Genomic DNA, 26,163 nt, shown 5'->3' on the forward strand with positions numbered 1-26,163 from the left:
GCGGGAACGCCGGGGCCGGAAGCACGGCCCGTCCGACACGTATCCCTGGGATACGTCGGTGGACCGCCGACGGCGGCGTACCGGTGACTGCCCGCCGCGCACTGCCTCCCATCCGGACTTTAACCGTCGGTCCAGGAATTTCACCTGGTCAACCGGCCGCTGGCTGCGGACGGGTCGCGGACTATACCGCCGGTTCGGAATTACACCGACCCCGGAGTGCGCTGCTACTGGTACTAGGGTCAGTGTGCCACGGGGGATCGGCGGCCATGCGGGTGAAGCGCTGTGGCCTGGCTCACAAGGAAGCCGTCCTCGAGCGCCCCTGTGGCGGCGGCGGTGTCCGGAACCCGTCGGATCCGAGGTTGGTCCAGACCTATTGACGGGTTGGTCTAGTCCTCTTAACGTTCCCTTCATCTTCCCGGGAGCCGGCCTGCCGACGTGCGCACGTCATGGGCCAACCAGCGTCACGTATCCGCCTGTTGCCGCACTTGGCCCTGCCATCCTCCCCTCCCCAGGAGGCACCATGCCGTCCCCCACACGTACGAGAGCGATGCTCCTGGCATCCGGCGCCGCGATCGCCGGCCTGCTGGTCGGCGGGCTCTCCGCGGGCGTCTCACACGCAGCCGACAACGAGAGCTGCCGCCCCGACGGGCTGTACAAGACCCCCGGAGCGGACGTCCCCTACTGCTCCGTCTACGACTCCGAGGGCCGCGAGAAGATGGGCGCGGACCACCAGCGCCGCGTCATCGGCTACTTCACCGGCTGGCGCACGGGCAAGGACGGCACCCCCGCCTACCTCGCCAACAACGTCCCGTGGTCCAAGGTCACCCACCTGAACTACGCCTTCGCCCACGTCGGCCCGGACAACAGGATCTCGGTGGGCTCGGACGGCCCGAACAACGCCGCCACCGGGATGACCTGGCCGGGGGTCGCCGGCGCCGAGATGGACCCGGCCCTCCCCTACAAGGGCCACTTCAACCTGCTCAACAAGTTCAAGAAGCAGTACCCGAACGTGAAGACGCTGATCTCGGTCGGCGGCTGGGCCGAGACCGGCGGCTACTTCGGCGACGACGGCAACCGCGTGGCCTCCGGCGGCTTCTACTCGATGGCCACCAACGCCGACGGCTCCGTCAACCAGGCGGGCATCGACACCTTCGCGGACTCCTCCGTCGCGTTCATCCGCACGTACGGCTTCAACGGCGTCGACATCGACTACGAGTACCCGACGACCATGAAGGACGCGGGCAACCCGCTGGACTGGCAGCTGTCCAACGCCCGCCGGGCCGGTCTGGTCCAGGGCTACGCGGCCCTGATGAAGTCGCTGCGCGAGAAGCTCGACCGCGCGGGCGCCGCCGACGGCAAGCACTACCTGCTCTCCGTCGCCGCCCCCTCCTCCGGCTACCTGCTGCGGGGCATGGAGACGTTCCAGATGCAGAAGTACCTGGACTACGTCAACATCATGTCCTACGACCTGCACGGCGCCTGGAACGAGTACGTCGGCCCCAACGCCTCCCTCTTCGACGACGGCAAGGACGCCGAGCTGGCGGCCGCGGGCGTCTACTCCACCTCCCAGTACGGCGGCGTCGGCTACCTCAACACCGACTGGGCCTACCACTACTTCCGCGGTTCGATGCCGTCGGGCCGGATCAACATCGGCCTGCCGTACTACACCCGCGGCTTCAAGAACGTGCAGGGCGGCACCGACGGCCTGTGGGGCAGGGCCCCGGCCACCGGCTGCCCGGCGGGCGCCGGTCTGACCAAGTGCGGTGACGGCGCGGTCGGCATCGACAATCTCTGGCACGACCTCGACGCCAACGGAGTCGAGTCCCCGGCGGGCTCGAACCCGATGTGGCACGCCAAGAACCTGGAGAAGGGCGTCGTCGGCGACTACGTCACCACCTACGGCTTCCCCGCGAACACCACGCTGACCGGCACCTATGCCCGCAAGTACGACTCCACGCTGGTGGCGCCGTGGCTGTGGAACGCCCAGAAGAAGGTCTTCCTGTCGACGGAGGACGAGCAGTCCGTCGCCGCCAAGGCCGACTACGTCGTGGACAAGGGCATCGGCGGCACGATGGTCTGGGAGCTGGCGGGCGACTACGCGTACAACGCGGCCAAGGGCCAGTACGAGATGGGCGACACCCTCACCTCGCTGATGTACGACAAGTTCAAGGCGGCCTCCCCCTACGGCGCCAAGAAGGCCGGGAGCGCGCTGCCCGCCCGGGCGGTCGACGTCAAGACGGAGTTCACCGACTTCAAGCTGGGTGACTCCAACTACCCGATCACCCCGAAGCTGAAGATCACCAACAACACGAAGACCACCCTGCCCGGCGGCACCGAGTTCCAGTTCGACTACGGCACCTCGGCCCCGAACAACGCCTCCGACCAGTCCGGCTTCGGCACCAAGGTGATCGGCAGCGGGCACACCGGCAGCAACGTCGGCGGCCTGAAGGGCGACTTCCAGCGGGTCTCGCTGAAGCTGCCGGCCTGGCAGTCCCTGGCTCCCGGCGCCACGGTCGACCTGGCGTTCAACTACTACCTGCCGGTGTCCACGCCCTCCAACTGGACGGTGAACGTCTCCGGCACGACGTACGCCCTCGCCGGCGACCTGGCGCGCGGCACGACGGTCGTGGAACCGGGCACCACCGCTCCCCCGACCACCCCGCCGACCACTCCCCCCACCACCCCGCCGACCACGCCCCCGACGACGCCGCCGACCACGCCCCCGGGCGGGACCTGCACCAACCCGGCGTACGCGGCGGGCACGGTCTACAACGGCGGGACGGTCGTCTCGCACAAGGGCCGCAACTGGAAGGCCCAGTGGTGGACGCAGAACGAGGAGCCCGGCACCACCGGCCAGTGGGGCGTCTGGCAGGACCTGGGCGCCTGCTGACACCCGGCGGGTGAACCGCACGTGGGGACCCGGTGGCCCGGCGGCCACCGGGTCCCCGCACGTCCGCGCGCCCTCCCGCGCGCCGGTGTCACATTCCGGCGGCCCCGGCTGTCCTGTGGGGGAAGGCACTCCCCCGCGGAAGGACACCCCACGATGAGCACGATCCTCGTGACCGGCGGCACCGGCAATCTCGGCGCCCTGGTCGTCACCATGCTGCGCGACCAGGGCCACGAGGTCCGGGCGCTGAGCCGGTCCTCCGCCGCGTACCCGGTCGACCTGCGCGACGGCAGCGGGCTGGACGCGGCACTGGCGGGGGTACAGGTGGTGGTCCACTGCGCCAGCTCGCCGCGCGGGGGCGACGACGCGGCCGCCGGGCACCTGATCGACGCGGTCCGGCGCGCCGGGACCGTCACGAACCTCGTCTACATCTCGATCGTCGGGGTGGACGTGGTGCCGTTCGGCTACTACCGGACGAAGCTGCGGGTGGAGCGAATGCTGGAGGGGTCCGGGCTGGGGGTGACGATCCTGCGGACCACCCAGTTCCACGACCTGGTGGCCCGGGTGACGGCCTCGCTGGCGAAGCTGCCGGTGGTGGCGGTGCCCAAGGGCGTACGGGTGCAGCCGATCGCCGTCGAGGAGGTCGCGGACCGGCTCGCGGAGCTGGCCGGGGAGGCTCCGTCGGGCCGGGTGCCGGACATGGGCGGGCCCCAGGTCCGCACGCTGGAGGAGTGGGGCCGGGTCTTCCTCGCGGCGAAGGGCAGCCGGCGGCGGGTGGTGGGGGTGCCGCTGGCGGGGCGGGCGTACGCCGGGTTCCGGCGCGGGGGGATCCTGGCGCCGGAGCGGGCGGTCGGGCGGATCACCTTCGAGGAGTTCCTGGCGCGGCGCGGGTAGCCGTCCGGCGGTACGGGGCCGCTGCGCGGAGCCGTCGCCCCGCCGCGCCCCTTCTCCGCTCCTCCCCCGGCTACCGCCGGGAGGTGCCCCCCGGGGGCTCCGCCCCGGACACCGTCCGGTGCGCCGCCGCGCCGGGTGCGCTCGAACGCCGCGCGGGCTGGATTCCGCGCAGCGGCACCCGGGGCGGTCAGCCGGCGAAGAGGACGGACTGGGCGGCCTCGCGGGCCGCGAGCCTGGCGCCCTCCAGAACCGCCGGGTCGCCCAGGGCCGTGGCCCGGACCGCGGTCGGCACGGGGCTCAGCGCGGCGAGCCGGCGGGCGACGCGGGCGGCCAGGTCCTCGCCGCCCGCGCGCCCGAGCGCCCCGCCGAGGACCACGCAGCCCGGGTCCAGGACCGCGGCGACGGCCGCCGCCCCGAGGGCGAGCCGCTCGGCGACCGCCTCCAGGAAGGCCTCCCCGGCGGCGCCCGCGAGGGCCTCCTCCACGGGACCGCCGAAGCCGTGCCCCGCCGCCAGGGCGGCCAGCGCCGCACGGCCGGCCAGGGCGTGGAAGCCGCCGCCGCAGTCGGTGGCGGAGGGCAGCGCGGCGGTCCCGGGCACCGGCAGGAAGCCGATCTCCCCCGCCCCTCCGGAGGCGCCCCGGCGCAGGCGCCCGTCGAGCACCACCGCGGCCCCGACTCCGTCGCCGAGCCACAGCAGCACGAAGGAGTCCACGTCCCGGGCTGCGCCGACGCGCTGTTCGGCCAGGGCCGCGAGGTTGGTCTCGTTCTCCACCACCACCGTGGCGGGCAGCCGCCGCTGGAGCGCGGCCGCCAGGTCCCGGTGCCAGGCGGGCAGGCCGCCGCTGTCGCGCAGCTCGCCGGTGGCCGGGGCGACCAGGCCCGGCGCGCCGACGACCACCGTGTGCAGCGCTTGCGCCCCGGCCTGCCGGGCCAGTGCCTCCAGCCGGTCCACGGCCTCCCCGACGGCGTCGACGGGGAGCTCCGCGCGGGCCAGCGGGTTGCCCAGCAGGTCCGTGACCACCGCCGTCGCGCTGTCGGTGCGGACGTCCAGGGCGGCCAGGTGGGCCCGCCGGGCGACGATCCCGTAGAGGCGGGCGTTGGGGCCACGGCGCTCCGCTCCGGACTCCCCCACGACCTCGACCAGCCCGGCCGCGCCGAGCCGTTCCAGCAGGTCGGCGACGGAGGGGCGGGAGAGTCCGGTCAGCTCCTTGAGCCGGGTCGCCGTCAGCGCCCCCTCCGCCTGGAGGAGTTCGAGCGCGAGCCGGTCGTTCATGGCCCGGGCCGTGCTCGGGGAGGCGGGCGAGGGGGCCGGGGCGGGAGCGGCGGGGGACATCGCCTTCACAGGGGTCACGAGACCCATCCTAGGGAAAGGACTTCAATTATCAGGCAGGCTGCCTGATAGTTTCATTCCATGACGACCGTGACGGCCGGGGAACCCGGCACCGGCCCGGCGCGGCTGCGCCGCGCCCGCTTCGCGATAGCCGCCGTCTTCTGCGCCCACGGCGCGGTGACCGGCTCCTTCGCCACCCGCATCCCCTGGATCCAGGAGCACGCCCGGATCGACGCCGGCACCCTGGGCCTGGCCCTCGCCTTCCCCGCCCTCGGCGCGGCCGTCGCGATGCCGCTGGCCGGGCGGTTCAACCACCGCTTCGGAGCCCGCGCAGCGCTGCGCGGGCTCCTGGCGCTGTGGACCCTGTCCCTGGTCCTGCCGGGCCTCGCCCCGAACCTGGCCGCCCTGTGCTGCGCCCTCTTCTTCTACGGGGCCGCCGCCGGCATGTCGGACGTGGCCATGAACGCGCTCGGGGTGGAGACGGAGAACCGGCTCGGCCGCTCGATCATGTCCTCGCTGCACGGGATGTGGAGCGTGGGCGCCCTGCTCGGCTCGGCCGCCGGCACGGTCGCCGCGCACGCCGGGACCGACGCCCGGCTGCACCACCTGATCGCCGCCCTCGTCCTGACCGCGGCCGGGCTGGCCGCCGTCCGCGGGGTGCTGGACCTGCGCAGCGAGCCGGAGGCGCAGGCCCCGCCCCGTTTCGCCCGGCCGCCGAAGGCCGCCGTGCTGATCGGGGCCGTGGGGTTCTGCGCGGTCTTCGCCGAGGGCGCGAGCCTGGACTGGTCGGCGGTCTTCCTGCGGGACGTGCTCGGTACCGAGGCCGGAGCGGCCGCCGCCTCCACCACGGCGTTCGCGCTGACCATGGCCGTGGCCCGGCTGGCCGGGGACCGGGTCGTGGACCGGTTCGGGGCGGTGCGCACCGTGCGTGCGGGCGGCGTGCTGGCCACCGCGGGCGGGCTGCTGGTGGTGGCCGTCCGCCAGCCGGCGGCGGCCATGGCCGGGTTCGGGATGATCGGGCTGGGCATCGCGGTGGTGGTGCCGCTGGCCTTCGCGGCGGCGGCGCGCAGCGGGCCGGCCCCCGCGCAGGCCATCGCCGGGGTCGCGACGATCACGTACACCTCGGGGCTGATCGCCCCGTCGGCGATCGGTACGGTGGCGGACGCGACCTCGCTGGTGTGGTCGTTCGGCCTGGTGACGCTGCTCGCGTGCGCGCTGGTCGCGGGGGCGGCGGTGCTGCGGCCGGGGCCCGTACCGGGCGCCGCGGACACCGCCAATCGGGACGAACCCGCTGCTATCCGGCCGTAATATATGGCGGACCGCCCTGCGGTCATGATCCTTGACCTCTCGGCGGAACGGAAGTGGTGGAACATGGGCTTCGGCCTGCGCTGGACCCTGCACGGAGACGGGCGGACCCCTGCCCCCGGCGCGGTGGTGCGGCCGGACGAGCGGCTGTCGTGGCCGCGCACCGCCGGGCTCGGCGCCCAGCACGTCGTCGCGATGTTCGGGGCGAGCTTCGTCGCCCCGGTCCTCATGGGCCTGGACCCGAACCTGGCCATCATGATGTCGGGCGTCGCCACCGCCGTCTTCCTGCTCGCCACGCGCGGGCGGGTCCCCTCGTACCTGGGCTGCTCGCTCGCCTTCGTCGGCGTCGCGGCGGCGATCCGGGCCGGCGGCGGGGACAGCGCGGTGGTCACGGGCGCGGTGTTCGTGGTCGGCGCGGTGCTGTTCCTTGCGGGTCTGGCCGTGCGGCGGTTCGGCGCGCGGATCATCCACGCGGCGATGCCGCCGGTGGTGACGGGCGCGGTCGTGATGCTGATCGGGTTCAACCTGGCTCCGGTGACGGCGTCGACGTACTGGCCGCAGGACCAGTGGACGGCGCTGCTGACCATGCTGTTCACCGGGCTGGCCGTGGTGTGCCTGCGCGGCTTCTGGTCGCGGATCGCGATCTTCCTGGGCCTGGTCTTCGGGTACGCGCTCTCGTGGGTCCTCGACCTGGTCTTCGGGAAGATCCACTCCCCGGCGGGCGGGACCGAGGCCGTGGACCACTGGCGGCTCGACCTCTCCGGCGTGGGCAAGGCCGACTGGATCGGGCTGCCGGCGTTCCACGCGCCGGCCTTCGAGTGGTCGGCGATCCTGATCGCGCTGCCGGTGGTGATCGCGCTGATCGCCGAGAACACGGGGCACATCAAGGCCGTCGGCGAGATGACGGGCGACCCGCTGGACGACGAGCTCGGCACGGCCATCGCCGCCGACGGCGCGGCGTCCATGCTGTCCACGGCGGTCGGCGGCCCGCCGAACACCACGTACTCCGAGAACATCGGCGTCATGGCCGCCACCCGGGTCTACTCCACGGCGGCCTACTGGGCGGCGGCCGGGTTCGCGCTGCTCTTCGGCCTGTGCCCGAAGTTCGGCGCGGTCGTCGCCGCGATCCCCGGCGGGGTGCTGGGCGGGATCACCGTGATCCTCTACGGCATGATCGGCCTGCTCGGCGCGCAGATCTGGCTGAACGCGCGGGTGGACCTGAGCAATCCGCTGAACCTGGTGCCGGCCGCGGCGGGCATCATCATCGGCGTCGGCGGCGTCAGGCTGCGCTTCAGCGACACCTTCGAGCTGGGCGGCATCGCGCTCGGCACGATCGTGGTGATCACCGGCTACCACGCGCTGCGCCACTTCGCGCCGGAGCACCTCAAGCGGCAGGAGCCGCTGCTGGACTCGGGCACCTCGGCCTACGACGGCTCCGAGGAGCCCCGGGACAAGCGGGGTTGACGGCGCTTCGCCCGAACCGGGGAAGCCCGCGGCCAAGTTCCCCGCGCCGGCCGCCCCGGCTGGGACGCTGCCTGTCATGGAAGCGGTACTCGCGCGGATGCGCGTCCTCGACGAGCGGCTGCCCGCGCAGGACGGCGTCGCCGTCTTCAACCGGGTGTACCTGACCGTGACGCAGAGCCTGCACGAGCGGATCGGGCGCGGGGGCTTCCCCGAGCCCCGGCGGGCCGAGACGCTCAGCGTGCGGTTCGCCGAGCGGTACCTGACGGCGGTGGAATCGGACCGGGCGCCGGCCTGCTGGCGCCCGCTGCTCCAGTACCGCCGCCACCCGGGGGTGCGGCCGCTCCAGCACGCTCTGGCCGGGATCAACGCCCACATCGGGCACGACCTGGCCCTGGCGGTGGTGTCCACCTGCCGGGTCCTGGACTGCGCCCCGGCGGCCCTGGAGGCCGACTTCCACCGCGTCGGCGACACCCTGGTCTCCCTGGAGGAGCGCATCCGGGAGGACCTGATGCCGGGCCCGGACCTGCTGGAGATCGCCGACCCGCTGACGCACCTGCTGGGCTCCTGGAGCCTGGAGCGCGCCCGCGCGGGAGCCTGGGCGGCGGCCCGGCTCCTGTGGACCCTGCGCCGCTCCCCCGACCTGGCGCAGGAGTTCGAGGAGTCCCTCGACGCGGGCGTGGGCCTGGTGGGCCGCTGCCTGCTGACGCCGACGGGATGAAACAGGGGACGGGCCGCCGCCGCGTGATCGACGCGGGGGCGGCCCGTGGCCGTGGACCCGGGGGTACCGGTCGGGTACTAGTCCTCGGGGAGTTCGACCGGGGCGATCTCGTCGTAGACGTCGCCCGGGCCGGGGTTGGTGGCGTCCGTGGAGCCGCCGAGGTGGTGCATGACGCCCCAGACCGCGTTCAGGGCGGTCTGGACGGCGCCCTCGGCCCAGCCCGCGGTCCAGGAGATGTCGTCGCCCGCGAGGAAGATGCCGCGCTTGTCCTCGGGGAGGCTGTCCTGCATGAAGTGGGTGAACAGGCGGCGCTGGTAGCGGTAGTGGCCCGGCAGGTTGGCCTTGAACGCGCCCATGAAGTAGGGCTCGTTCTCCCAGCTGACGGTCACCGGGTTGCCGATGATGTGGCGGCGGATGTCGACCTTGGGGTAGATCTCGCCGAGGGACTTCAGCATGACCTCCATCCGCTCGTTCGCGGACAGCGGCAGCCACTTCAGGCTGTCGTCGCACCAGGTGTACGACAGGCAGATGACGGCCGGCTGGTCCGGGCCGTCGTCCAGCAGGTAGGTACCGCGGGTCATGCGGTCGGTCAGGGTCATCGACATGACGTCGCGGCCCGTCTCCTCGTCCTTGTCCAGCCAGAACGGCCGGTCGACGGGGATGAAGAGCTTGCTGGACTCCATGTAGTGGGTGCGCTCGATCGCCGTCCAGTGGTCGATCGGGAACAGCGTGTCGTCACAGGCGATCTTGGACAGCAGCATCCAGGACTGCGCGGTGAAGATCGCGGCGCGGTAGGTGCGGATGTCGCCGTTGGCGTCGGTGACCGTGATGCGGTTGCCCGCGGTGCGGTGCAGACGGGTCACGGCCGGGCGCGGGGCGCCCTCGTGCAGGGAGGACAGCGAGGTGCCCTGCGCCCAGTGGACGATCTTCTCGGGCTCGCGCTCCCACAGGCGCATCGGCAGCTGCTGCGAGCCGCCGACGATGCCGCGGTGGTGGTCGTCGGCCTCGGTGTAGACGACGCGCAGGATCTCCAGGATGGAGTTCGGGAAGTCGGTGTCCCAGCCGCCGGTGCCGAAGCCGACCTGGCCGAAGATCTCGCGCTTGCGGAAGGACTGGAAGGCCTCCGACTCGCACAGGAAGCCGTAGAAGGTCTGGTTGTCGAGCTTCTCGACGAGCTTGGCCCAGATCTCGCGGATGCGCGGGACGTCCCGCTCGCGCATCGCCTGGTTCATGTCGGAGAAGTCGGCGCCCTCGTCGAGGCAGGCGTTCCACGCGGCGGCGACGTCGCGGTAGATCTGCGGGAGGTCGGCGATGGTCTCGGCGTAGTGGGTCTCGCCCTTGAGGTCCACGACCGTCGAGGGGGTGGCCTCGGCGAGCGGGTTCGGGAAGGGCTGGGTCTGCAGGCCCACCAGGTCGATGTAGTGCTGGAGCGCCGTGGAGGAGGGCGGGAAGCGCATGGCGCCCATCTCCGCCGTGAGGCCCTCGGTGCCCGGGCCCTCGAAACCGACGGTGCGCAGGCGGCCGCCGATCTGGTCGGCCTCGTAGACGACGGGCTTGAGGCCCATCTTCATCAGCTCGTAGGCGGAGATGATGCCGGACAGGCCGCCGCCGATGACGGCGACCTCGGTGCCGTGCTCGGTCGCCGGTATCTGGCCCAGACCCGCCGGGTGGGCGAGGAAGTCGTCGTAGGCGTACGGGAAGTCCGGGCCGAACATGGTGATCGGCAGCTGTCCGTCGCTGTGCGGGACGGCGGTGGTGGGCACCGTGGACGTCATGGGGGTACGTCTCCTTGCGGCAGAGCAGGCAGGGCTGGGGCGGGCGGGGGGGTGGAAAGGGGCCGGACGGACCTCAGACGAGGGAGGCGTAGAGCCCGGGGCGGCGGTCGCGCAGGTACGGGTTGGTCTCGCGCGAGGCCGTGAGGAGCTCGGGGTCGACCTCGCCGAGGACCATCTCCTCGCCGCGGCCGGCGCGGGTGCGGGTGACCCCGTCCGGGCTGGCCAGGCAGCTGAGGCCGACGAACTCGAACTCGCCCTCGGGGCCGGTCCGGTTGACGTACGCGATGTACATCTGGTTCTCGAAGGCCCGTACCGGTACCAGCTGTTCGGCGACGAACTGGAACGGGTGCATCTGCGCGGTCGGGACCAGGAGGAGGTCGGTCCCGGCCAGCGCGTGGGCGCGCACGTTCTCGGGGAACTCCACGTCGTAGCAGATCATGATGCCGACGCGGAGGCCGTTCAGATCGGCCTGGACGACGGGGGTGTCGCCGGGGGTGAAGGCCTCCTGCTCGAAGCAGCCGAACAGGTGGGTCTTGCGGTAGTTCGCCAGCCGGGTCCCGTCGGGGCCGATCAGCTGGGCCGAGTTGTAGACGGTGTCGCCGTCGCGCTCGGGGTAGCCGTACAGGACGGCGACCCCGTGGCGGCGGGCGATGCCCCCGATGGCGTGGGCGGACTCGCCGTCGGCCGGCTCGGCCAGGCCCGCGATGTCCCCGACCTCCAGCGCGTAGCCGGTCAGGAACATCTCCGAGGTCACGAGGAGCCCGGCCCCGCCCTGTGCGGCGCGCGCCGCGGCCTCGTCGAGCCGCTTCAGGTTCTCGGCGGTGTCGCCGAGCCGTCCGGAGCTCTGGAGGAGTGCGGTGCGCAGCGGGGGCATGGGCGAACCTCTGTGGCAGATGGGGTGGGGGTCGTAAAACGGTACGTTCGGGCGTTCGATCCGGACAAGCCGTCAGCGTTGCGCTGGCCTCATCGATTCGTTGCGCGTTCTGCCCACTGTGCGGCGAATCGTTGCGCGGGCCCGGTTCGGCGGGCGGAGCGGAGCGGAGGGCGCACGCCGGAATTCGCTGTTCCCGGGGGCTGCGGGGGCATAGCCTGCCGCCGTCGCCGCTGTCGCGTGCCGCCGCGCGGGGCATCCCGGGGGCGGCCGCCCCCAGGGAAGGGTGCCGCACCGCATGTCCACCGAGAACCCCGCCGCTCCGCTCGACAACCCGGTGTGGGCCGCGCTGACCGGCCCGCACCGCGCCTTCGCCGAGTACTCCGGCCGCGGGGCCGCCCGCTACCTCCCGGAGGCGAACCCGTTCGCGGCGGTCGCCGACCCGGCCGACCCGGCCGCCTGGGCGGACCTGGCCGCGCTGGTCGGGCCGGACCGGGAGGTGTGGCTGACCGGCCTGCCGACCCCGCCGCCCGGCTGGGAGACCGTGCGCTGCATTCCGGGCGTGCAGCTGGACGGGCGTGCGGTACGGGCCGAGGCCTCGCCGGAGGCGGTCCGGCTGGGGCCGGCCGACGTGGCGGAGATGACGGCGCTGGTGCGGCTGACCGAGCCGGGCCCCTTCCTGCCCCGGACCATCGAGCTGGGCGCCTATCTGGGCGTCCGCCGCGGGGGCCGGCTGGTGGCGATGGCCGGGGAGCGGATGCGGCCGCCGGGCTGGACGGAGATCAGCGCGGTGTGCACCCACCCGGACCACCGCGGCCAGGGCCTGGCCGCGCTGCTCATCCGGGCGGTGGCGGCCGGGATCCGCGAGCGCGGGGACGTCCCGTTCCTGCACGCGGCCGCCGACAACACGAACGCGGTCCGGCTCTACGAGTCGATGGGCTTCGCCTTGCGGCGGGAGCCGGTGTTCATCGGGCTGCGCACCCCCGGGGCGGGGGACGGCCGGCCGTAGCGCGGCTCGACACGGGGTTCATTGAGTCCCGCCCGGGCCTCCCGTAGCGTCGGCGGGGGCCGGGGGCCGGCCGGCATGAACACGCGGATCAGCGGCTGTCCGACCCTCCGCCCGGCTCCCGTCCCCGTGTCCGTCAGGCCCTGGCCGCGCCCCGCTCCGCCCAGGCGCGGGCGAACAGCTCGTGCGGGGGGACCGGCGCGAGCAGGCGGAGCAGGGGCAGGTGGAGGGTCGTGCCCGAGGCGGACGCCACGTGTGCGGCCAGTTTCGCCGTCTCCACGGGGAGGTGCGGGGCCTTGGCCTGCGTCCACTCCCCCGGGGCGAACAGCGTCCGGCCCGCGCGGGGCCGCTTCGCGGTCACCACGGCGCCGGTCGCCAGGAGCTCCGCCTGGGCCGCCTTGTGCCGGGCGGCCGTCCAGCCGTTCCAGCGGCGTACGGCCCGGTCGGTGGGGCGGGCGAGGGCCAGGAGCTGGAGGTGCAGGGCCGCCGCGTCCGCACCCGTCCCGAGGACCGCGGCGACCTCGGCGACCAGCTCCGGGGCGCTCAGCGCCGGGTCGGCCTCGTAGCCGCCCACGGGCACCGGGGTGGCGGCGGCGCGGGCGGCGAGGCGGGCCAGACCGTCCAGGAGTTCGCGCCGGCGGCGCAGGACGGTCAGCAGGTAGCCCTCCCGGACCGTGGCGGCGATCCGCTCGGCCCGCTCCGTCCGCCGCGGGTCGGCGAGGGCGGACGGGCGCAGGAAGAGGTCCCCGCCGGGCACGGCGACCACGAACAGCCCGTCGTCGAGGGCGGTGGAGGGGCCGGGGGCGCCCTCCCACGCGGGCTGCGGGCAGGGCTGGATCTTCATGCGGGCGATGGTGGCACGCGCCGGTGACAGCGCCGCCGTCCTGTCCCCGGATACGAGGACGCCCCCGCCGGGTGGGCGGGGGCGCGGGACGTCCTACGCGGGCGCGCCGGAGGTGAAGCGGCGCAGCAGGGGCGACAGCACGAGGACGGATTTGGTCCGCTCCACGAAGGGCTCGCCCGCGATGCGCTCCAGGACCCGCTCGAAGTGGCGCATGTCGGAGGCGAAGACCTGGACGAGGGCGTCCGCGTCGCCGGTGACGGTCGACGCGGACACCACCTCGGGGTACCGCTCCAGCCCCCGCCGGATGTCGTCCGGCGAGGTGTTGTGGCGGCAGTAGATCTCGATGAAGCCCTCGGTCTCCCAGCCCATGGCCGCCGGGTCGACGCGGACGGTGAACCCGGTGATGGCGCCTTCGGCGCGCAGCCGGTCCACGCGCCGCTTGACGGCGGGTGCGGAGAGGCCGACCTCGGAGCCGATGTCGGCGTAGGAGCGGCGGGCGTCCTCGGCGAGGGCGTGCACGATGCGTTCGTCGAGATCGTTCAGTCGCACTGCGGATGGATCACTTTTCTGCTGTGGCCACTTCTTCCGTGGCCAGGCGGGAGCGGCGGATGCCGTAGCTGAAGTACACCACGAGGCCGACCGCCATCCAGCCACCGAAGACCATCCACGTGGCCGTATCGAGGCTGAACATCATGTAGCCGCAGGCGAGGAAGCCCAGGATCGGCGTGACCGGGAAGAGCGCCACCTTGAAGGTGCGGGGCATGTCGGGCTTGGTGCGGCGCAGGATGATCACGGCGACGTTGACCAGGCCGAAGGCGAAGAGGGTGCCGATGCTGGTGGCGTCGGCGAGCTTGCCCAGCGGGATGAAGGCCGCGAGGAGGCCGCAGAAGACGGAGACGAGGACGACGTTGGCGCGGGGGGCGCCGGTCTTCTCGTCGACCTTGGCGAAGACCTTGGGGACGAGGCCGTCGCGGGACATCGCGAAGAGGATGCGGGTCTGGCCGTAGAGGACGGCGAAGACGACGGAGAAGATCGCGATCACGGCGCCGGCGGCGAGGACGACGCCCCAGACGCTGGTGCCGGTGACGTCGGTCATGATCTGGGCGAGCGCGGCCTCGGTGCCCTCGAAGTCCTTCCACGGCATGGCGCCGACGGCGACGAAGGCGACGAGGACGTAGAGGACGGTGACGATGCCCAGCGAGAGCATGATCGCGCGCGGCAGGTCCTTCTTCGGGTTCTTGGCCTCTTCACCGGCGGTGGAGGCGGCGTCGAAGCCGATGTACGAGAAGAAGAGCGTGGAGGCGGCGGCGCTGATGCCGGTGACGCCGAGCGGGGCGAGCGGGGTGTAGTTCCCGGACTTGATGCCCATGACGCCGATGCCGATGAAGAGCAGCAGCGTGACGATCTTCACGCCGACCATGATCGAGTTGACCGTGGCGCTCTCCTTGGCGCCGCGCATCAGGAAGACCATGGAGAGCAGGACGACGACCAGCGCCGGCAGGTTGATGAACCCGCCCTCGCCCAGCGGCGCGGAGACCGACTCGGGGATGGTGACCCCGATGGTCCCGTCGAGGAGCTCGTTGAGGTACTGGCCCCAGCCGACGGCGACGGCCGCGACGGAGACGGCGTACTCCAGGACCAGGCACCAGCCGCAGATCCAGGCTATGAACTCGCCCATGGTGGCGTAGGCGTACGAGTACGAGGAGCCGGAGACCGGGACGGAGCCGGCGAGCTCGGCGTAGGAGAGGGCCGAGAAGAGCGCGGTCAGGCCCGCGATGATGAAGGAGATCGTCACGGCGGGGCCGGCCTTGGGGGCGGCGGTGCCGAGGACGACGAAGATGCCGGTGCCCAGCGTGGCACCGATGCTGATCATGGTCAGCTGCCACATGGTGAGCGAGCGGCGCAGCGTGCCGCCCTCGCCCTGGCCGCCCTCGGCGACGAGTCGCTCGACGGGCTTGCGGCGCAGCAGCGGGTTCACGGGCTTGCGCGTCTCCGGGGAGAGCGGGGGTGCCTGGCCCTGATCGAGCACGAGGGGACTCCTTTGACACTGCGGATGGGGACGGTTCGGGCGTCGACCGCAGCGGTCCGGGCAGGACACAGACGGGAGTCTGGGCATGGGGGGACCGCCGAGCAGGCGGTCCGCGCCACTCCACGTACAGGGGGTGAGCCTACGAGCTGAGTGATACCGCCCGTAATGCACCATCCTTGCACATTGGCGCACGATCGTTGCGCGGATCTGTCCTGGATGGTCCTTTGTTGCATGCGGATGATCGATCAGTGCGCGGCCTCCCCCGATCTCCGTTCTTGACAGTCCGTCAGAATTGCCGCAGCGTGCCGCCATGGACGCAGACCGCACGGCCACGGCCTGGCTCGACCCGGGCCCCTTCCTGCGCGGGGTCGCCTGGGTGGACGGGGACCGGCCCGTACGGGCCGACCCGGCCGACACCGAGCGCCTGCCGTGGGACACCGGCGAGCGGGCCACCCTGCCGATAGGGGTCCGCCTGGAGTTCCTCGCCCGCGGGGCGCACGCGGTGGAGGTCCGCTACCGGGCCGCCGTCCCCGGCCCCACCGACGCCCTGCGCGACCTCGCGCACGGCTTCTCCCTCTGGGACCGCCACGGGATGGTCCGCGAGGTCTTCACCGACCCCGCCGCGGAGGCCGTCGTGCGCATCGGCCTGCCGGGCGGGCCCGGGCCCTACACCGTCCACCCGCCCGAAGCGCAGTCCCCGCTGGTCCTGGGGCTGCGCGGGGTCGGCGGAACCCTCGCACCCGCCCCGCCCGCCCCGCGCTGGGTGGTGCACGGCGACTCGATCACCGAGGGCTGGTGGTCCACCCGGCCCGCCCACGGCTGGCCCGCGGTCGCCGGGCGGGCGCTCGGCTGGGACACCGTGAACCTCGGGTACGCGGGCGCCGCGCGCGGGGAGCTGGCCACCGCCGAGCAGCTCGCCGCCCTCCCCGCGGACGTCCTCACCCTCGCCTTCGGCACCAACTGCTGGACCCGCGTCCCCTACACCGCCTCCCTGCTGTACGAGACCACCCGCGTCTTCCTCGACCTGGTCCGCCAGGGCCACCCCCGGACCCCGCTGCTGCTGGTCTCCCCCGTGCTGCGCCCGGACGCCGAGCGCACCCCGAACCGGCTCGGCGCCACCCTGGGCGCCCTGCGCGACGCCATGGAGCGGGCCGCCCGGGACCGGATCGCCGCCGGGGACGGGCGGCTCGCCCTGCTGCCGGGCCGGGACCTGCTGGGGCCCGAGCACCTCGCGGACGGACTGCACCCCGACGACGCCGGACACCGGGCCCTGGGCCTCGCTGTGGTCACGGCCCTGCGCCGGGCCGGGTTCGACGGCCGGTGAGTGAAACACCCCACACCGCTCCCGCTGAACAGGACGCTCCCCCGGCGCCGTGTTCCGCACGAGTTGACGGGTTCCGGCGACGAGCAGGACCCGGACCCGGCGGACACCACACGTGGGAGAGAACAGCATGGGCATCAAGCGCGGAACCACCCTGGCCGCGGTCGCGGTCGTCGTCGTGCTGGCGGCGACCGCCTGCAACGGGGACGACAAGGCCTACAAGGCCGACGCGGCGAAGCCGGCAGGGGCCGCCGCCGCAGCTCCCGCCGCCGACCCCTACGCCGGCGACAAGGCCGCCGGGGACGCGGGCGCCAAGCCCGGGGGCGCGCTCACGGTCTCGACCACCGACCGGCTCGGGCCGGTGCTGACCGACGCCGCCGGCTTCACCCTGTACCGCTTCGACAAGGACACCGCCAAGCCGCCGGCCTCCAACTGCGACGGGGACTGCGCCAAGGCCTGGCCGGTGGTCCCGGCCGGCGACGCGAGCGCCGCGGCCGGCATGGACCCGGCCCTGCTGGGCGAGGTGGTCCGCAAGGACGGCAGCAAGCAGCTGACGGTGGCCGGCTGGCCCGCCTACCGCTACGCCAAGGACACCAAGGCCGGCGACCTGAACGGCCAGGGCGTGGGAGGCACCTGGTTCGCCCTCGCCCCCGACGGCAAGAAGGCCGCGAAGGCCGCCGCCCCCGCCGCCTCCCCCGCCCCCGCCGGAGCCGGGCAGGCCGCCGGGGGCCTGACGGTGGCCAAGGACGCCAAGCTGGGCGACCACGTCGTCGACGGCAACGGCATGACCGTCTACCGCTTCAAGCCCGACACCGCCTGGCCGATGGTCTCCAAGTGCACCGGCGAGTGCCTGGCCAAGTGGCCCGTCGTCCCGCCGGCGGAGCGCGGCGAAGGGATCGTCGAGAAGAACTACCTGGTCCTCGACCGCCCCGACGGCAAGAAGCAGCAGACCGTCAACTGCTGGCCCGTCTACACCTTCACCGGCGACAAGAAGCCCGGCGACACCAACGGGCAGGGCGCGGGCGGCACCTGGTACGCCGTCGCCCCCGACGGCAAGCTCATCACCACCGCCCCGTAGCCCCCCGGCGGGACCGGCCGCCGGTCCCTCACCTCCCCCACGCACCGGCCGCGCGGCCCCCGCCCTCCTCCCCCCGGGCGGGGGTCGCGCACCGTTTTCCGGCGCCGGTGCCTTGCCTAGACTCGGCCCATGCTGCGCGTACTGGCCGTCGACGACGAGAAGCCCCTGCTGGAGGAACTCCTCTACCTGCTGCGCTCCGACGACCGGGTGCTCAGCGCGGAGGGCGCCTCGGACGCCACCGAGGCGCTGCGCCGGATCACGCGGGCGGTGGAGAGCGGACCCGACGGGCCCGACGCCATCGACGTGGTCTTCCTGGACATCCAGATGGCCGGCCTGACCGGGCTGGACATCGCCCGGCTGCTGGCCGGGTTCGCGCGGCCCCCGCTGATCGTGTTCGTCACCGCGCACGAGGGCTTCGCCGTCCAGGCCTTCGACCTCAAGGCGGTGGACTACGTGCTCAAGCCCGTGCGGCCGGAGCGGCTGGCCGAGGCGGTGCGCCGGGCCCGGGCCCTGCTCGGCGGCCCGGACGGGCCGGGGGAGCCCGCACCCCCCGCGCCGCCCCCGGCCGTCCCCGCCCGGCGGGACGCCCCCGGGGCGGCCGGCGCCGAGCGGGCGCCCGAGCAGATCGCCGTCGAACTGGGCGGGGTCACCCGGTTCGTGGCCATCGCGGACATCGCGTACGTCGAGGCCCAGGGCGACTACGCCCGGCTGCACACCGACGGGGGCAGCCACCTGGTGCGGATCCCGCTGTCCACCCTGGAGGAGCGCTGGGCGGCCCGCGGATTCGTCCGCATCCACCGGCGCCATCTGGTGGCGCTGGGCCGGATCGACGAACTCCGTGTGGACGCGGGCACCACGAGCGTCCGGGTCGGCTCGGCCGAACTCCAGGTGAGCCGGCGTCACGCCCGCCAGCTCCGCGACCTCCTGATGCGCCAGGCCACCGGCTGACCCTCCCGCCAGGCCTGTGCCCGCGGCCGTGGACCCGTCCGTGCGCCCGTCCGTGCGACCGGCTCGTGCGCCCGCTCCCGGGCGACCGTCCGGCGTGCCGGAGCGCCGTTCGTCGCTCGGGGAGGGGCGTACGGCGATCCGCCGGGCCCGTCGGCCGCAGGGGCGGGACACGGCGGCCCGCCGCCTCCGGGGCGGCCTTATCGTGTGATCTTCCGGCTCCGGGAGGAACGAGATGTCCGAGATCGAGACGCTGCTGGAGGCGCTGACCGGACTGCCCCGCACCCGGGCCTCCGGGCCCGCGGAGGCCGAGGCGCTGCTCGCCCGGCTGCGGAGCGCGGCCGCCCGCTGGGCGGACGTGCTGTACGAGGCCCGCGAGGGCACCCGCGAGCAGCTGTCCCCGAGCGCGGAGGCGGCCCTGACCCTGGCCTTCCGCCGGGCCGAGGAGTCGTACGTGGAGCTGGAGATCGCCCTGCGCGACTGCACGGAACACCGCGACCCGGCGTTCTGACGCCGCGTCCCCGGCCAGGTCGGGGGGCCGGAACACGCCTGTTCCGGGGGGCGGGCGCTGCGTAGACTCCCAAGACCCCCGCCCCGGCCGAAGGACCCCTGTTGAACCAGACGTACGCGCTGACCGCGGTCACCGTCGTCGTCCTGGTCACGGTGCTGGTCGGCGCGCTCGGGCTGCGGATATCGCGGACCACCTCCGACTTCTACGTCGCCTCGCGCACGGTCGGCCCGCGGCTGAACGCGGCCGCCATCGGCGGGGAGTACCTCTCCGCCGCCTCCTTCCTCGGGGTCGCCGGGCTGGTGCTGCTCCAGGGGCCCGAGATGCTCTGGTACCCCGTGGGGTACACCGCCGGGTACCTGGTCCTGCTGGTGTTCGTCGCGGCGCCGCTGCGCCGCTCGGGCGCCTACACGCTGCCGGACTTCGCCGAGGACCGGCTCCGGTCCCGGGCGGTGCGGCGGATCGCGGTGCTGTTCGTGCTCGGCGTCGGCTGGCTGTACCTGCTGCCGCAGCTCCAGGGGGCCGGGCTGACGCTGGAGGTGCTGACCGGGGCCCCGCAGTGGGTGGGCGGCCTGGTCGTCGCCGGCGTGGTCACGGCGGCCGTGGCGGCGGGCGGGATGCGCAGCATCACCTTCGTGCAGGCCTTCCAGTACTGGCTCAAACTCACCGCCCTGCTGGTGCCGGCCTTCTTCCTGATCGCCGCCTGGACGGCCGACGGCGCGCCCCGGGCCTCCTTCGACGCCCCGGCCGTCTTCCGCGAGCACACCGCCGTCACCGTCGCGAAGGACGTCCGGCTGTCCGTGCGCGAGCCGCTGGAGCTGAAGGTGACGGGCCGGGTGGACGGGCGCGCCTACCGGGAGGCGCCGCTGACGCTGACGGCCGGCCGGCATTCCGTCCAGGCCCGCACCCGGCTGGAGTTCACCGCCGGCTCGGCCGTCCCGGACTCCCGTGCCGGGACCGTCACGGACACGCCGGGCTGGTCGCAGCCGCTGTCCGGGGGCGACGGCGGGCACCGGCTGTACGCCACGTACGGGCTGATCCTGGCCACCTTCCTCGGGACCATGGGGCTGCCGCACGTCGCGGTGCGCTTCTACACCAGCCCCGACGGCCGGGCCGCCCGCCGCACCACCCTGGTGGTCCTGGGCCTGCTCGGGGTCTTCTACCTGCTGCCGCAGGTGTACGGGGCGCTGGGCCGGATCTACGCGCCCGAGCTGGCGCTGACCGGGGACGCGGACGCGGCGGTGCTGGTGCTGCCGGAACGGATGCTGGGCGGGCTGCTCGGCGACCTGCTGGGGGCGCTGCTGGCCGGGGGCGCCTTCGCGGCGTTCCTGTCGACCGCCTCGGGGCTGACCATGGCGGTGGCCGGGGTGCTGCACCAGGACGTGCTGCCCCGGCGCGGGGTGGGCAGCTTCCGGCTCGCCGTGGCGGTGGCCATGGCGGTGCCGCTGGCGGGCGGGTTCGTCACCGCGAGGGTGCCGGTCGCGGACGCGGTCGGGCTGGCCTTCGCGGTGTCGGCGTCCTCCTTCTGCCCGCTGCTGGTGCTCGGCATCTGGTGGCGCGGGCTGACTCCGCCGGGTGCGGTGGCCGGGCTGCTCACCGGCGGCGGGGCGGCGCTGGGCGCGGTGGTGGCCACGCGCAGCGGGCGGGTTCCGGCGGGGTGGGCGCACGCGCTGCTGGCCTGGCCGGCCGTGTGGTCCGTGCCGCTGGGGTTCCTGACGATGGTGCTGGTGTCGCTGGCCACCCGGTCGCGGGTGCCGGCCGGGACGGCGGCGGCGCTGGCGCGGCTGCACCTGCCCGAGGACGTGGCCGGGGCACGGGCCGCCGGGCGGGGCGCGTGGTGACCGGGGCGGCGCTCGGGGTGCTCGTGGTGACGGGGGCGCTCCTGCTGCTCGCCCTGGGCTGGGCGGGCGGCCACCGGCACGCCCGGCGCGGGGAGCGCGCCGCGGGGCTGGACCTGGGGACCCCGGTGGAGCGGGCGACGTTCCACACCCTGCACACCGCCTCGCTGGCCGCTCCCCCGCTGCGCGCCGGGCTGACCCCGGACGCGGCCCGCAAGGCCGCCCGGCGGCTGCGTTCGCTGCTGGGCACGGAGGCGCTGTGCCTGACGGACCGCGAGGCGGTGCTGGCCTGGGACGGGCCGGGCGCCGACCACCACCAGCGGCGGGCGATGGCCCGGGTGGCGGTGATGCTGGAGTCGGGGCGCAGCCAGAGCGTGCGGACGGAGTGCCAGCGGCCGGGCTGCCCCCTGAAGTGGGCGGTGTTCGCCCCGCTGACCGGTGAGGACGGGCTGCTGGGGGCGCTGGTCGCCTACGGGTCGCGGGAGTCGGCGGTGCTGGTGCGGGCGGCGACGGAGGTGGCGCGCTGGGTCTCCGTCCAGCTGGAGCTGTCGGAGCTGGACCGGGCGCGGACCCGGCTGATGGAGGCGGAGATCAAGGCGCTGCGGGCGCAGATCTCCCCGCACTTCATCTTCAACTCCCTCGCGGCGATCGCCTCGTTCGTGCGGACCGATCCGGAGCGGGCGCGGGAGCTGCTGCTGGAGTTCGCGGACTTCACCCGCTACTCCTTCCGCCGGCACGGGGAGTTCACCACGCTGGCGGAGGAGCTGCGTTCGATCGAACGCTATCTGGCCCTGGCCGGGGCCCGGTTCGGGGACCGGCTGAAGGTGACCCTGCAGGTGGCGCCGGAGGTGCTGCCGGTGGCGCTGCCGTTCCTGTGCCTCCAGCCACTGGTGGAGAACGCCGTCAAGCACGGGGTGGAGGACTCCGCCGGGGAGTGCCGGATCACCATCGCGGCCCGGGACGCGGGCGCGGAGGCGGTGCTGACGATCGAGGACAACGGGGTGGGCATGGACCCGGCCCGGCTGCGCCGGATCCTGGCCGGGGACCGGGCGGGCTCCTCCCCGGGCATCGGGCTGCCGAACGTGGACGAGCGGATGCGGCAGGTGTACGGGGACGACTACGGCCTGGTCGTCGAGACGGGCGTGGGCGCCGGCATGAAGATCACGGTCCGGATCCCCAAGTACCGGGCGGGCGTCCACACGGCGGCGCCCCGCCCCCCTGCCGGTCCGGCGGGGGGCGGGGCGTCGTCACAGGTGCGGGAGGACTAGCTCCAGCTGGCGTGGAGCGGCTTGCCCTCGGCGTAGCCGGCGGCGGACTGGATGCCGACGACGGCCTTCTCCTCGAACTCGGCCAGGGAGGCCGCGCCCGCGTAGGTGCAGGAGGAGCGGACACCGGCGATGATCGAGTCGATCAGGTCCTCGACGCCCGGGCGCTGCGGGTCGAGGAACATGCGGGAGGTGGAGATGCCCTCCTCGAACAGCGCCTTGCGGGCGCGGTCGTAGGCCGACTCCTCCGAGGTGCGGTTGCGCACGGCGCGGGCGGAGGCCATGCCGAAGGACTCCTTGTACAGGCGGCCCTCGGCCGACTGCTGGAGGTCGCCCGGGGACTCGTACGTGCCGGCGAACCAGGAGCCGATCATCACGTTGGAGGCGCCGGCGGCGAGGGCCATGGCCACGTCGCGCGGGTGGCGGACGCCGCCGTCGGCCCAGACGTGCTTGCCGTACTTCTTCGCCTCGGCGGCGCACTCCAGCACCGCGGAGAACTGCGGGCGGCCGACGCCGGTCATCATGCGGGTGGTACACATGGCGCCGGGGCCCACGCCGACCTTGATGATGTCGGCACCGGCGTCGATGAGGTCCTTGACGCCCTCGGCGGCGACGATGTTGCCGGCCACGATCGGGACCTTCGGGTCCAGCGCGCGGACGGCCTTGATCGCGTTGATCATCGACTCCTGGTGGCCGTGGGCCGTGTCGATGACGAGCGTGTCCACGCCGGCGTCGAGGAGCTGCTTGGCCTTGCCCACGAAGTCGCCGTTGATGCCGACGGCGGCGGCGATGCGCAGCTTGCCGTCGGCGTCGGTGGCCGGGCTGTACAGGGTCGCGCGCAGGGCGCCCTTGCGGGTCAGGATGCCGACGAGCCTGCCGTCCTCGTCGACGGCCGGGGCCAGCTTGCGGTGGCCGGCGTCGAGCTGGTTGAAGGCCTCGCGGGGGTCGATGTCGGCGTCGATGAGCAGCAGCTCCTTCGACATGACCTCGGAGAGCTGGGTGAAGCGGTCCACGCCGGTGAGGTCGTGGTCGGTGACCACGCCGACGGGGCGGTGGTCGGCGTCGACGACGACGCCGGCGCCGTGGGCGCGCTTGGGCAGCAGGGACAGCGCGTCGGCGACGGTCTGGGTGGGCGCCAGCGTGATCGGGGTGTCGAGCACGAGGTGGCGGGTCTTGACCCAGGAGATGACGTCGGTGACGACCTCGATCGGGATGTCCTGCGGGATGACGACGATTCCACCGCGGCGGGCGACGGTCTCGGCCATGCGCCGGCCCGCGATGGCGGTCATGTTGGCCACCACGAGCGGAATGGTGGTGCCGGTGCCGTCGGGCGAGGAGAGGTCCACGCCCTGGCGGGAGCCGACCGCGGAGCGGCTCGGCACCATGAACACATCGTCGTACGTCAGGTCGTACGGCGGCTTCAGGTCATTGAGGAAACGCACGTGCTGAACATCCCAGTCGATCGGAGGTACCTCGACAGAAGGCAGCCGAGGAAACGCACGTACTTCATTCTCCCACGGCCCGCCGTTCACACGGCCCGGGCCGATCGTCCAGGACATTCCGAGCCGTGTGGTCGTTTCCTACGAGCCGATGGTCCCGAAGGGGCGGTGCAGGGGGCTCAGGCCGCCGGTCAGCGGTGCCGCGGTGGCCCCGTGGCGGACGGCGGTGAGCTCGGCGGCGATGGCGACGGCCGTCTCCTCGGGAGTGCGTCCTCCCAGGTCGAGGCCGATGGGCGATCTGAGCCGGGCCAGCTCGGCCTCGGTCACCCCCTCGGCCCGCAGCCGTTCGGTCCGCTCGGCGTGGGTGCGGCGCGAGCCCATGGCCCCGACGTAGGCGAGCGGGAGCCGCAGCGCCAGGGTGAGGACGGGTACGTCGAACCTGGCGTCGTGGGTCAGGACGCACACGGCCGTGCGGCCGTCCAGGCGCCCGGCGTCGCGTTCCGCGGCCAGGTGCCGGTGCGGCCAGTCCACGACCACCTCGTCGGCTCCGGGGAAGCGCTCGGGGGTCGCGAAGACGGGCCGGGCGTCACAGACGGTGACCCGGTGCCCCAGGAAGGCTCCCATCCGGACCAGGGCGGAGGCGAAGTCGACGGCCCCGTAGACGATCATCCGGGGCGGTGTGGCGGCGGATTCCACCAGCAGGGTGAGGGGCTCGCCGCACAGCCCGCCGGCGGTGCCCAGCTCCGCGGTGCCGGTGCGCCCGGCGAGCAGCAGGGCCCGGACCCGGTCGGCGGCGGCCCGGTCGAGCGCTGCGCCGCCGCTGAGCCCGCCCTCCCAGGAGCCGTCGGCGTGGACGGCCAGGGCCCGGCCGAGCTGGCGGGGCGGTCCGCAGACCACCCGGGCCAGCGCGGCCCGGCCCCCGCCGGCGGCGGCGTCGAGCACCGAGCCGAGGACGGGCCGGACGGGGTCCTGGTCGCGCACCGGGGTGACCAGCACGTCCAGGACCCCGCCGCAGGTCAGACCCACCGCGAAGGCGTCGTCGTCGCTGTAGCCGAAGCGGTGGACGCCGCCGCGGCCCGAGGCGATGGCGTCCAGGCAGAGCTCGTGGACGGCGGACTCCACGCAGCCCCCGGAGAGGGAGCCGAGCGCGGTGCCGCCGGCGTCCACGGCCAGGGAGGCGCCCGGCCCCCGCGGCGCGCTGCCGCTGACGGCGACCACGGTGGCCAGCGCGAACTCGCGGCGTTCTGCGCACCAGCCGCGCAGCGGTCCGGCGATGTCGAGCATCAGCGGATGTACGCGCGGCGCGCGGACTGGCCGGGGATCAGGGGGCGCGGCGGCAGGACGGCGGGGGGCCGGCCGGTGGCGTGGCCGCCCGGGTAGCGGGCGGGCGAGGCGAGGGACACCGGGTCGGGGGTCCGCCCGCCGGTGCCGAGGAGCCGGGCCGCGTGGGCGACGCTGGCGAGGGTGGCGTGGTGGTGCCAGCCGCGGAAGGAGCGGCCCTCGAAGTCGCGGATGCCGACGGGTTCGCAGGTCTCGGTGAAGTCCAGGGCGACCCGGTCGGTGAGCTTGGCGAGCAGGAAGAGCTGGGCGAGCGGCCGGTCCCCGATGTTGGTGATCCAGAACTCGGAGGGCAGCAGGGAGGCCTCGGTCCAGGCGCCCATCAGGAGCAGGGGGGCGGGTGGGGCGGCGGCGGGCCGGTCCTCGGCGGGGGTGGCGAGGATGTGGGCCGAGGTGAGCAGGGTGACCGCTCCCTCGGAACGGCCGTGCCGGGTCCATTCGACGACGCGGCGCTGGGAGCGGAGCGAGTCGATCAGCTCGCGGGCCGGCGCGGTGTACGGGCCGGGCTTGTGGCGGCCCGCACCGCCGAAGGAGACGGGCAGGGAGCCGTCGACCTTGAGGACGAAGGGGATGTCCTGGAGGGCGAAGGCCTCCAGGACCTGGGGGAGGTCGGAGTTGGAGACCTCCATGACGACCGGGCGGCGCTGGAGCTGCCAGCTCGCGGCCATGCGCTGGACGGCGTGCACGGCGTCCAGCGCGGGCGTCTGCGAGCGGGCCGTGTCGGGGATGCCGGCCCGGCGGCGGCGCAGCAGTTCGCTGGTCCAGGGGCCGGGCAGGGTGAGGGTCCACTCGACGGGGAAGCTGGCCTCGCTGGAGGCGAGCCAGATCCCCCCGGCCTGCTGGCAGTTGGCGGTGCGGCCGAGCTGGGGCACGAACTGCCGGCCGACACCGACGGAGCGGTCACCGGCCTTCTCGATGACCATGGGCTGGACCACCCAGGCCAGCGGGCGCTGCGCCGTGCGTTCGAGGTGCTGGGCGAGGGACCGCCGTACCGGGGTCCAGTCCCACGGGGACTTGCTGATGAACTGCTGGAGGCTCTGTTCGACGGAACTGGCCCCCGTTCCGGCGATGTTGCGGATCGTTTTCTTCCCGCTGGTCCGCACCAGACCATTGAGATAAACGCGGGCCCAGTTTCGCTGGTCCCGCCGCGGTAAAGACTCGAAGAATAGCGAGATCAATTCGTCGATCAATTCGGAGATTTCCGTTGCGGAATCTTCCGGCAGTACTGCGCGAACCATCTGGAGCCTCCCCCGCGACCAGACCAGACCTTGACCCTACTTGACCGCCGAGAACGGCCGTAGGGCCCTG

Annotated in this window: 21 protein-coding genes and 1 riboswitch; of the genes, 12 read left to right on the forward strand and 9 right to left on the reverse strand. The window is 73.8% G+C overall.

All coding sequences use genetic code 11. From position 1 onward, the window contains the following. Nucleotides 1-94: 94 nt before the first annotated feature. Nucleotides 95-224: riboswitch (FMN riboswitch) on the reverse strand. Between the two features lie 296 nt (nucleotides 225-520). Beyond that, nucleotides 521-2,890 carry a chitinase C-terminal domain-containing protein gene (locus AB0469_RS24280; RefSeq protein WP_366453541.1) on the forward strand — a complete coding sequence of 790 codons (2,370 nt, stop codon included), beginning with the start codon at nucleotides 521-523 and terminating at the stop codon, nucleotides 2,888-2,890. Between the two features lie 153 nt (nucleotides 2,891-3,043). Beyond that, nucleotides 3,044-3,781, forward strand: a complete 738-nt coding sequence (locus tag AB0469_RS24285) for an NAD(P)H-binding protein (protein ID WP_366453542.1) — start codon at nucleotides 3,044-3,046, stop codon at nucleotides 3,779-3,781. Nucleotides 3,782-3,968: 187 nt separating this feature from the next. Here the strand turns inward: AB0469_RS24285 and AB0469_RS24290 are convergent, their stop codons facing one another. Beyond that, nucleotides 3,969-5,141 (reverse strand): ROK family transcriptional regulator, encoded by a 1,173-nt coding sequence (locus AB0469_RS24290; protein WP_366453543.1) that lies wholly within the window; start codon nucleotides 5,139-5,141, stop codon nucleotides 3,969-3,971. A 51-nt stretch (nucleotides 5,142-5,192) separates the two neighbouring features. Between AB0469_RS24290 and AB0469_RS24295 the strand changes: the two genes are divergently transcribed. The 3 genes from AB0469_RS24295 (at nucleotide 5,193) to AB0469_RS24305 (ending at nucleotide 8,598) form a co-directional block, all read left to right on the forward strand. Continuing rightward, a complete protein-coding gene (locus AB0469_RS24295) occupies nucleotides 5,193-6,419 on the forward strand; it encodes an MFS transporter (RefSeq protein WP_366453544.1) in 1,227 nt (408 codons plus the stop codon). Nucleotides 6,420-6,482: 63 nt separating this feature from the next. Continuing rightward, entirely contained in the window at nucleotides 6,483-7,880 is a 1,398-nt protein-coding gene (locus AB0469_RS24300; protein ID WP_366453651.1) for a solute carrier family 23 protein, read from the forward strand. A gap of 76 nt (nucleotides 7,881-7,956) precedes the next feature. Next, complete coding sequence (locus AB0469_RS24305) at nucleotides 7,957-8,598, forward strand: DUF5995 family protein (RefSeq protein ID WP_366453545.1); 642 nt, start codon at nucleotides 7,957-7,959, stop codon at nucleotides 8,596-8,598. Nucleotides 8,599-8,675: 77 nt separating this feature from the next. Here AB0469_RS24305 and AB0469_RS24310 read toward each other — a convergent pair whose 3' ends face one another. Both AB0469_RS24310 and AB0469_RS24315 read right to left on the reverse strand, forming a co-directional pair. After that, the gene (locus AB0469_RS24310; protein WP_366453546.1) at nucleotides 8,676-10,373 is read right to left on the reverse strand and encodes an NAD(P)/FAD-dependent oxidoreductase; all 1,698 of its coding nucleotides are present in this window, start codon (nucleotides 10,371-10,373) and stop codon (nucleotides 8,676-8,678) included. A 73-nt stretch (nucleotides 10,374-10,446) separates the two neighbouring features. After that, nucleotides 10,447-11,247 carry a carbon-nitrogen hydrolase family protein gene (locus AB0469_RS24315; RefSeq protein WP_366453547.1) on the reverse strand — a complete coding sequence of 267 codons (801 nt, stop codon included), beginning with the start codon at nucleotides 11,245-11,247 and terminating at the stop codon, nucleotides 10,447-10,449. A 295-nt stretch (nucleotides 11,248-11,542) separates the two neighbouring features. Between AB0469_RS24315 and AB0469_RS24320 the strand changes: the two genes are divergently transcribed. Beyond that, nucleotides 11,543-12,253 carry a GNAT family N-acetyltransferase gene (locus AB0469_RS24320; protein WP_366453548.1) on the forward strand — a complete coding sequence of 237 codons (711 nt, stop codon included), beginning with the start codon at nucleotides 11,543-11,545 and terminating at the stop codon, nucleotides 12,251-12,253. Nucleotides 12,254-12,386: 133 nt separating this feature from the next. Here AB0469_RS24320 and AB0469_RS24325 read toward each other — a convergent pair whose 3' ends face one another. The 3 genes from AB0469_RS24325 to AB0469_RS24335 all read right to left on the reverse strand — a co-directional run bounded on the left by AB0469_RS24325 (nucleotide 12,387) and on the right by AB0469_RS24335 (nucleotide 15,123). Next, nucleotides 12,387-13,094, reverse strand: a complete 708-nt coding sequence (locus AB0469_RS24325) for a hypothetical protein (RefSeq protein WP_366453549.1) — start codon at nucleotides 13,092-13,094, stop codon at nucleotides 12,387-12,389. 93 nt (nucleotides 13,095-13,187) lie between these two features. Next, entirely contained in the window at nucleotides 13,188-13,643 is a 456-nt protein-coding gene (locus AB0469_RS24330; RefSeq protein WP_007262967.1) for an Lrp/AsnC family transcriptional regulator, read from the reverse strand. Between the two features lie 10 nt (nucleotides 13,644-13,653). Continuing rightward, nucleotides 13,654-15,123: an amino acid permease gene (locus AB0469_RS24335; protein ID WP_366453550.1), complete on the reverse strand. Its 1,470-nt coding sequence runs from the start codon at nucleotides 15,121-15,123 to the stop codon at nucleotides 13,654-13,656. A gap of 310 nt (nucleotides 15,124-15,433) precedes the next feature. Here AB0469_RS24335 and AB0469_RS24340 point away from each other — a divergent pair, with 310 nt between their 5' ends. The 6 genes from AB0469_RS24340 to AB0469_RS24365 all read left to right on the forward strand — a co-directional run bounded on the left by AB0469_RS24340 (nucleotide 15,434) and on the right by AB0469_RS24365 (nucleotide 22,081). Continuing rightward, complete coding sequence (locus tag AB0469_RS24340; RefSeq protein WP_366453551.1) at nucleotides 15,434-16,447, forward strand: GDSL-type esterase/lipase family protein; 1,014 nt, start codon at nucleotides 15,434-15,436, stop codon at nucleotides 16,445-16,447. A gap of 127 nt (nucleotides 16,448-16,574) precedes the next feature. Beyond that, a complete protein-coding gene (locus AB0469_RS24345) occupies nucleotides 16,575-17,522 on the forward strand; it encodes an SCO0930 family lipoprotein (protein ID WP_366453652.1) in 948 nt (315 codons plus the stop codon). 129 nt (nucleotides 17,523-17,651) lie between these two features. Beyond that, a complete protein-coding gene (locus AB0469_RS24350) occupies nucleotides 17,652-18,470 on the forward strand; it encodes a LytTR family DNA-binding domain-containing protein (RefSeq protein WP_366453552.1) in 819 nt (272 codons plus the stop codon). 232 nt (nucleotides 18,471-18,702) lie between these two features. Beyond that, on the forward strand, nucleotides 18,703-18,978 hold the full coding sequence (locus AB0469_RS24355; protein ID WP_366453553.1) for a hypothetical protein: 276 nt from the start codon (nucleotides 18,703-18,705) through the stop codon (nucleotides 18,976-18,978). Nucleotides 18,979-19,079: 101 nt separating this feature from the next. Further along, nucleotides 19,080-20,816, forward strand: coding sequence for a cation acetate symporter (locus tag AB0469_RS24360; RefSeq protein ID WP_366453554.1), 1,737 nt, complete (start codon nucleotides 19,080-19,082; stop codon nucleotides 20,814-20,816). Further along, on the forward strand, nucleotides 20,813-22,081 hold the full coding sequence (locus AB0469_RS24365; protein ID WP_366453653.1) for a histidine kinase: 1,269 nt from the start codon (nucleotides 20,813-20,815) through the stop codon (nucleotides 22,079-22,081). Before AB0469_RS24360 ends, AB0469_RS24365 begins: the two co-directional genes overlap by 4 nt. Here AB0469_RS24365 and AB0469_RS24370 read toward each other — a convergent pair. The 3 genes from AB0469_RS24370 to AB0469_RS24380 form a co-directional block, all read right to left on the reverse strand. Further along, nucleotides 22,078-23,520 carry a GuaB1 family IMP dehydrogenase-related protein gene (locus tag AB0469_RS24370; protein ID WP_366453555.1) on the reverse strand — a complete coding sequence of 481 codons (1,443 nt, stop codon included), beginning with the start codon at nucleotides 23,518-23,520 and terminating at the stop codon, nucleotides 22,078-22,080. The two genes, AB0469_RS24365 and AB0469_RS24370, sit on opposite strands and share 4 nt — an antisense overlap. Nucleotides 23,521-23,658: 138 nt before the next feature. Beyond that, the gene (locus AB0469_RS24375) at nucleotides 23,659-24,801 is read right to left on the reverse strand and encodes an XdhC/CoxI family protein (RefSeq protein ID WP_366453556.1); all 1,143 of its coding nucleotides are present in this window, start codon (nucleotides 24,799-24,801) and stop codon (nucleotides 23,659-23,661) included. After that, nucleotides 24,801-26,093 carry a transposase gene (locus AB0469_RS24380; RefSeq protein ID WP_366453557.1) on the reverse strand — a complete coding sequence of 431 codons (1,293 nt, stop codon included), beginning with the start codon at nucleotides 26,091-26,093 and terminating at the stop codon, nucleotides 24,801-24,803. Before AB0469_RS24380 ends, AB0469_RS24375 begins: the two co-directional genes overlap by 1 nt. Nucleotides 26,094-26,163 lie beyond the last annotated feature (70 nt).

This window comes from Streptomyces sp. NPDC093801 (assembly GCF_040701585.1).
GTDB lineage: Bacteria > Actinomycetota > Actinomycetes > Streptomycetales > Streptomycetaceae > Streptomyces.

Coding starts and splice junctions, on each gene's coding strand:
- AB0469_RS24290 (WP_366453543.1), bottom strand. CDS start 5,141: ATGGGTCTCGTGACCCCTGTGAAGGCGATGTCCCCCGCCGCTCCCGCC.
- AB0469_RS24285 (WP_366453542.1), top strand. CDS start 3,044: ATGAGCACGATCCTCGTGACCGGCGGCACCGGCAATCTCGGCGCCCTG.
- AB0469_RS24380 (WP_366453557.1), bottom strand. CDS start 26,093: ATGGTTCGCGCAGTACTGCCGGAAGATTCCGCAACGGAAATCTCCGAA.
- AB0469_RS24300 (WP_366453651.1), top strand. CDS start 6,483: ATGGGCTTCGGCCTGCGCTGGACCCTGCACGGAGACGGGCGGACCCCT.
- AB0469_RS24315 (WP_366453547.1), bottom strand. CDS start 11,247: ATGCCCCCGCTGCGCACCGCACTCCTCCAGAGCTCCGGACGGCTCGGC.
- AB0469_RS24310 (WP_366453546.1), bottom strand. CDS start 10,373: ATGACGTCCACGGTGCCCACCACCGCCGTCCCGCACAGCGACGGACAG.
- AB0469_RS24280 (WP_366453541.1), top strand. CDS start 521: ATGCCGTCCCCCACACGTACGAGAGCGATGCTCCTGGCATCCGGCGCC.
- AB0469_RS24325 (WP_366453549.1), bottom strand. CDS start 13,094: ATGAAGATCCAGCCCTGCCCGCAGCCCGCGTGGGAGGGCGCCCCCGGC.
- AB0469_RS24345 (WP_366453652.1), top strand. CDS start 16,575: ATGGGCATCAAGCGCGGAACCACCCTGGCCGCGGTCGCGGTCGTCGTC.
- AB0469_RS24305 (WP_366453545.1), top strand. CDS start 7,957: ATGGAAGCGGTACTCGCGCGGATGCGCGTCCTCGACGAGCGGCTGCCC.
- AB0469_RS24340 (WP_366453551.1), top strand. CDS start 15,434: ATGGACGCAGACCGCACGGCCACGGCCTGGCTCGACCCGGGCCCCTTC.
- AB0469_RS24320 (WP_366453548.1), top strand. CDS start 11,543: ATGTCCACCGAGAACCCCGCCGCTCCGCTCGACAACCCGGTGTGGGCC.
- AB0469_RS24375 (WP_366453556.1), bottom strand. CDS start 24,801: ATGCTCGACATCGCCGGACCGCTGCGCGGCTGGTGCGCAGAACGCCGC.
- AB0469_RS24350 (WP_366453552.1), top strand. CDS start 17,652: ATGCTGCGCGTACTGGCCGTCGACGACGAGAAGCCCCTGCTGGAGGAA.
- AB0469_RS24355 (WP_366453553.1), top strand. CDS start 18,703: ATGTCCGAGATCGAGACGCTGCTGGAGGCGCTGACCGGACTGCCCCGC.
- AB0469_RS24295 (WP_366453544.1), top strand. CDS start 5,193: ATGACGACCGTGACGGCCGGGGAACCCGGCACCGGCCCGGCGCGGCTG.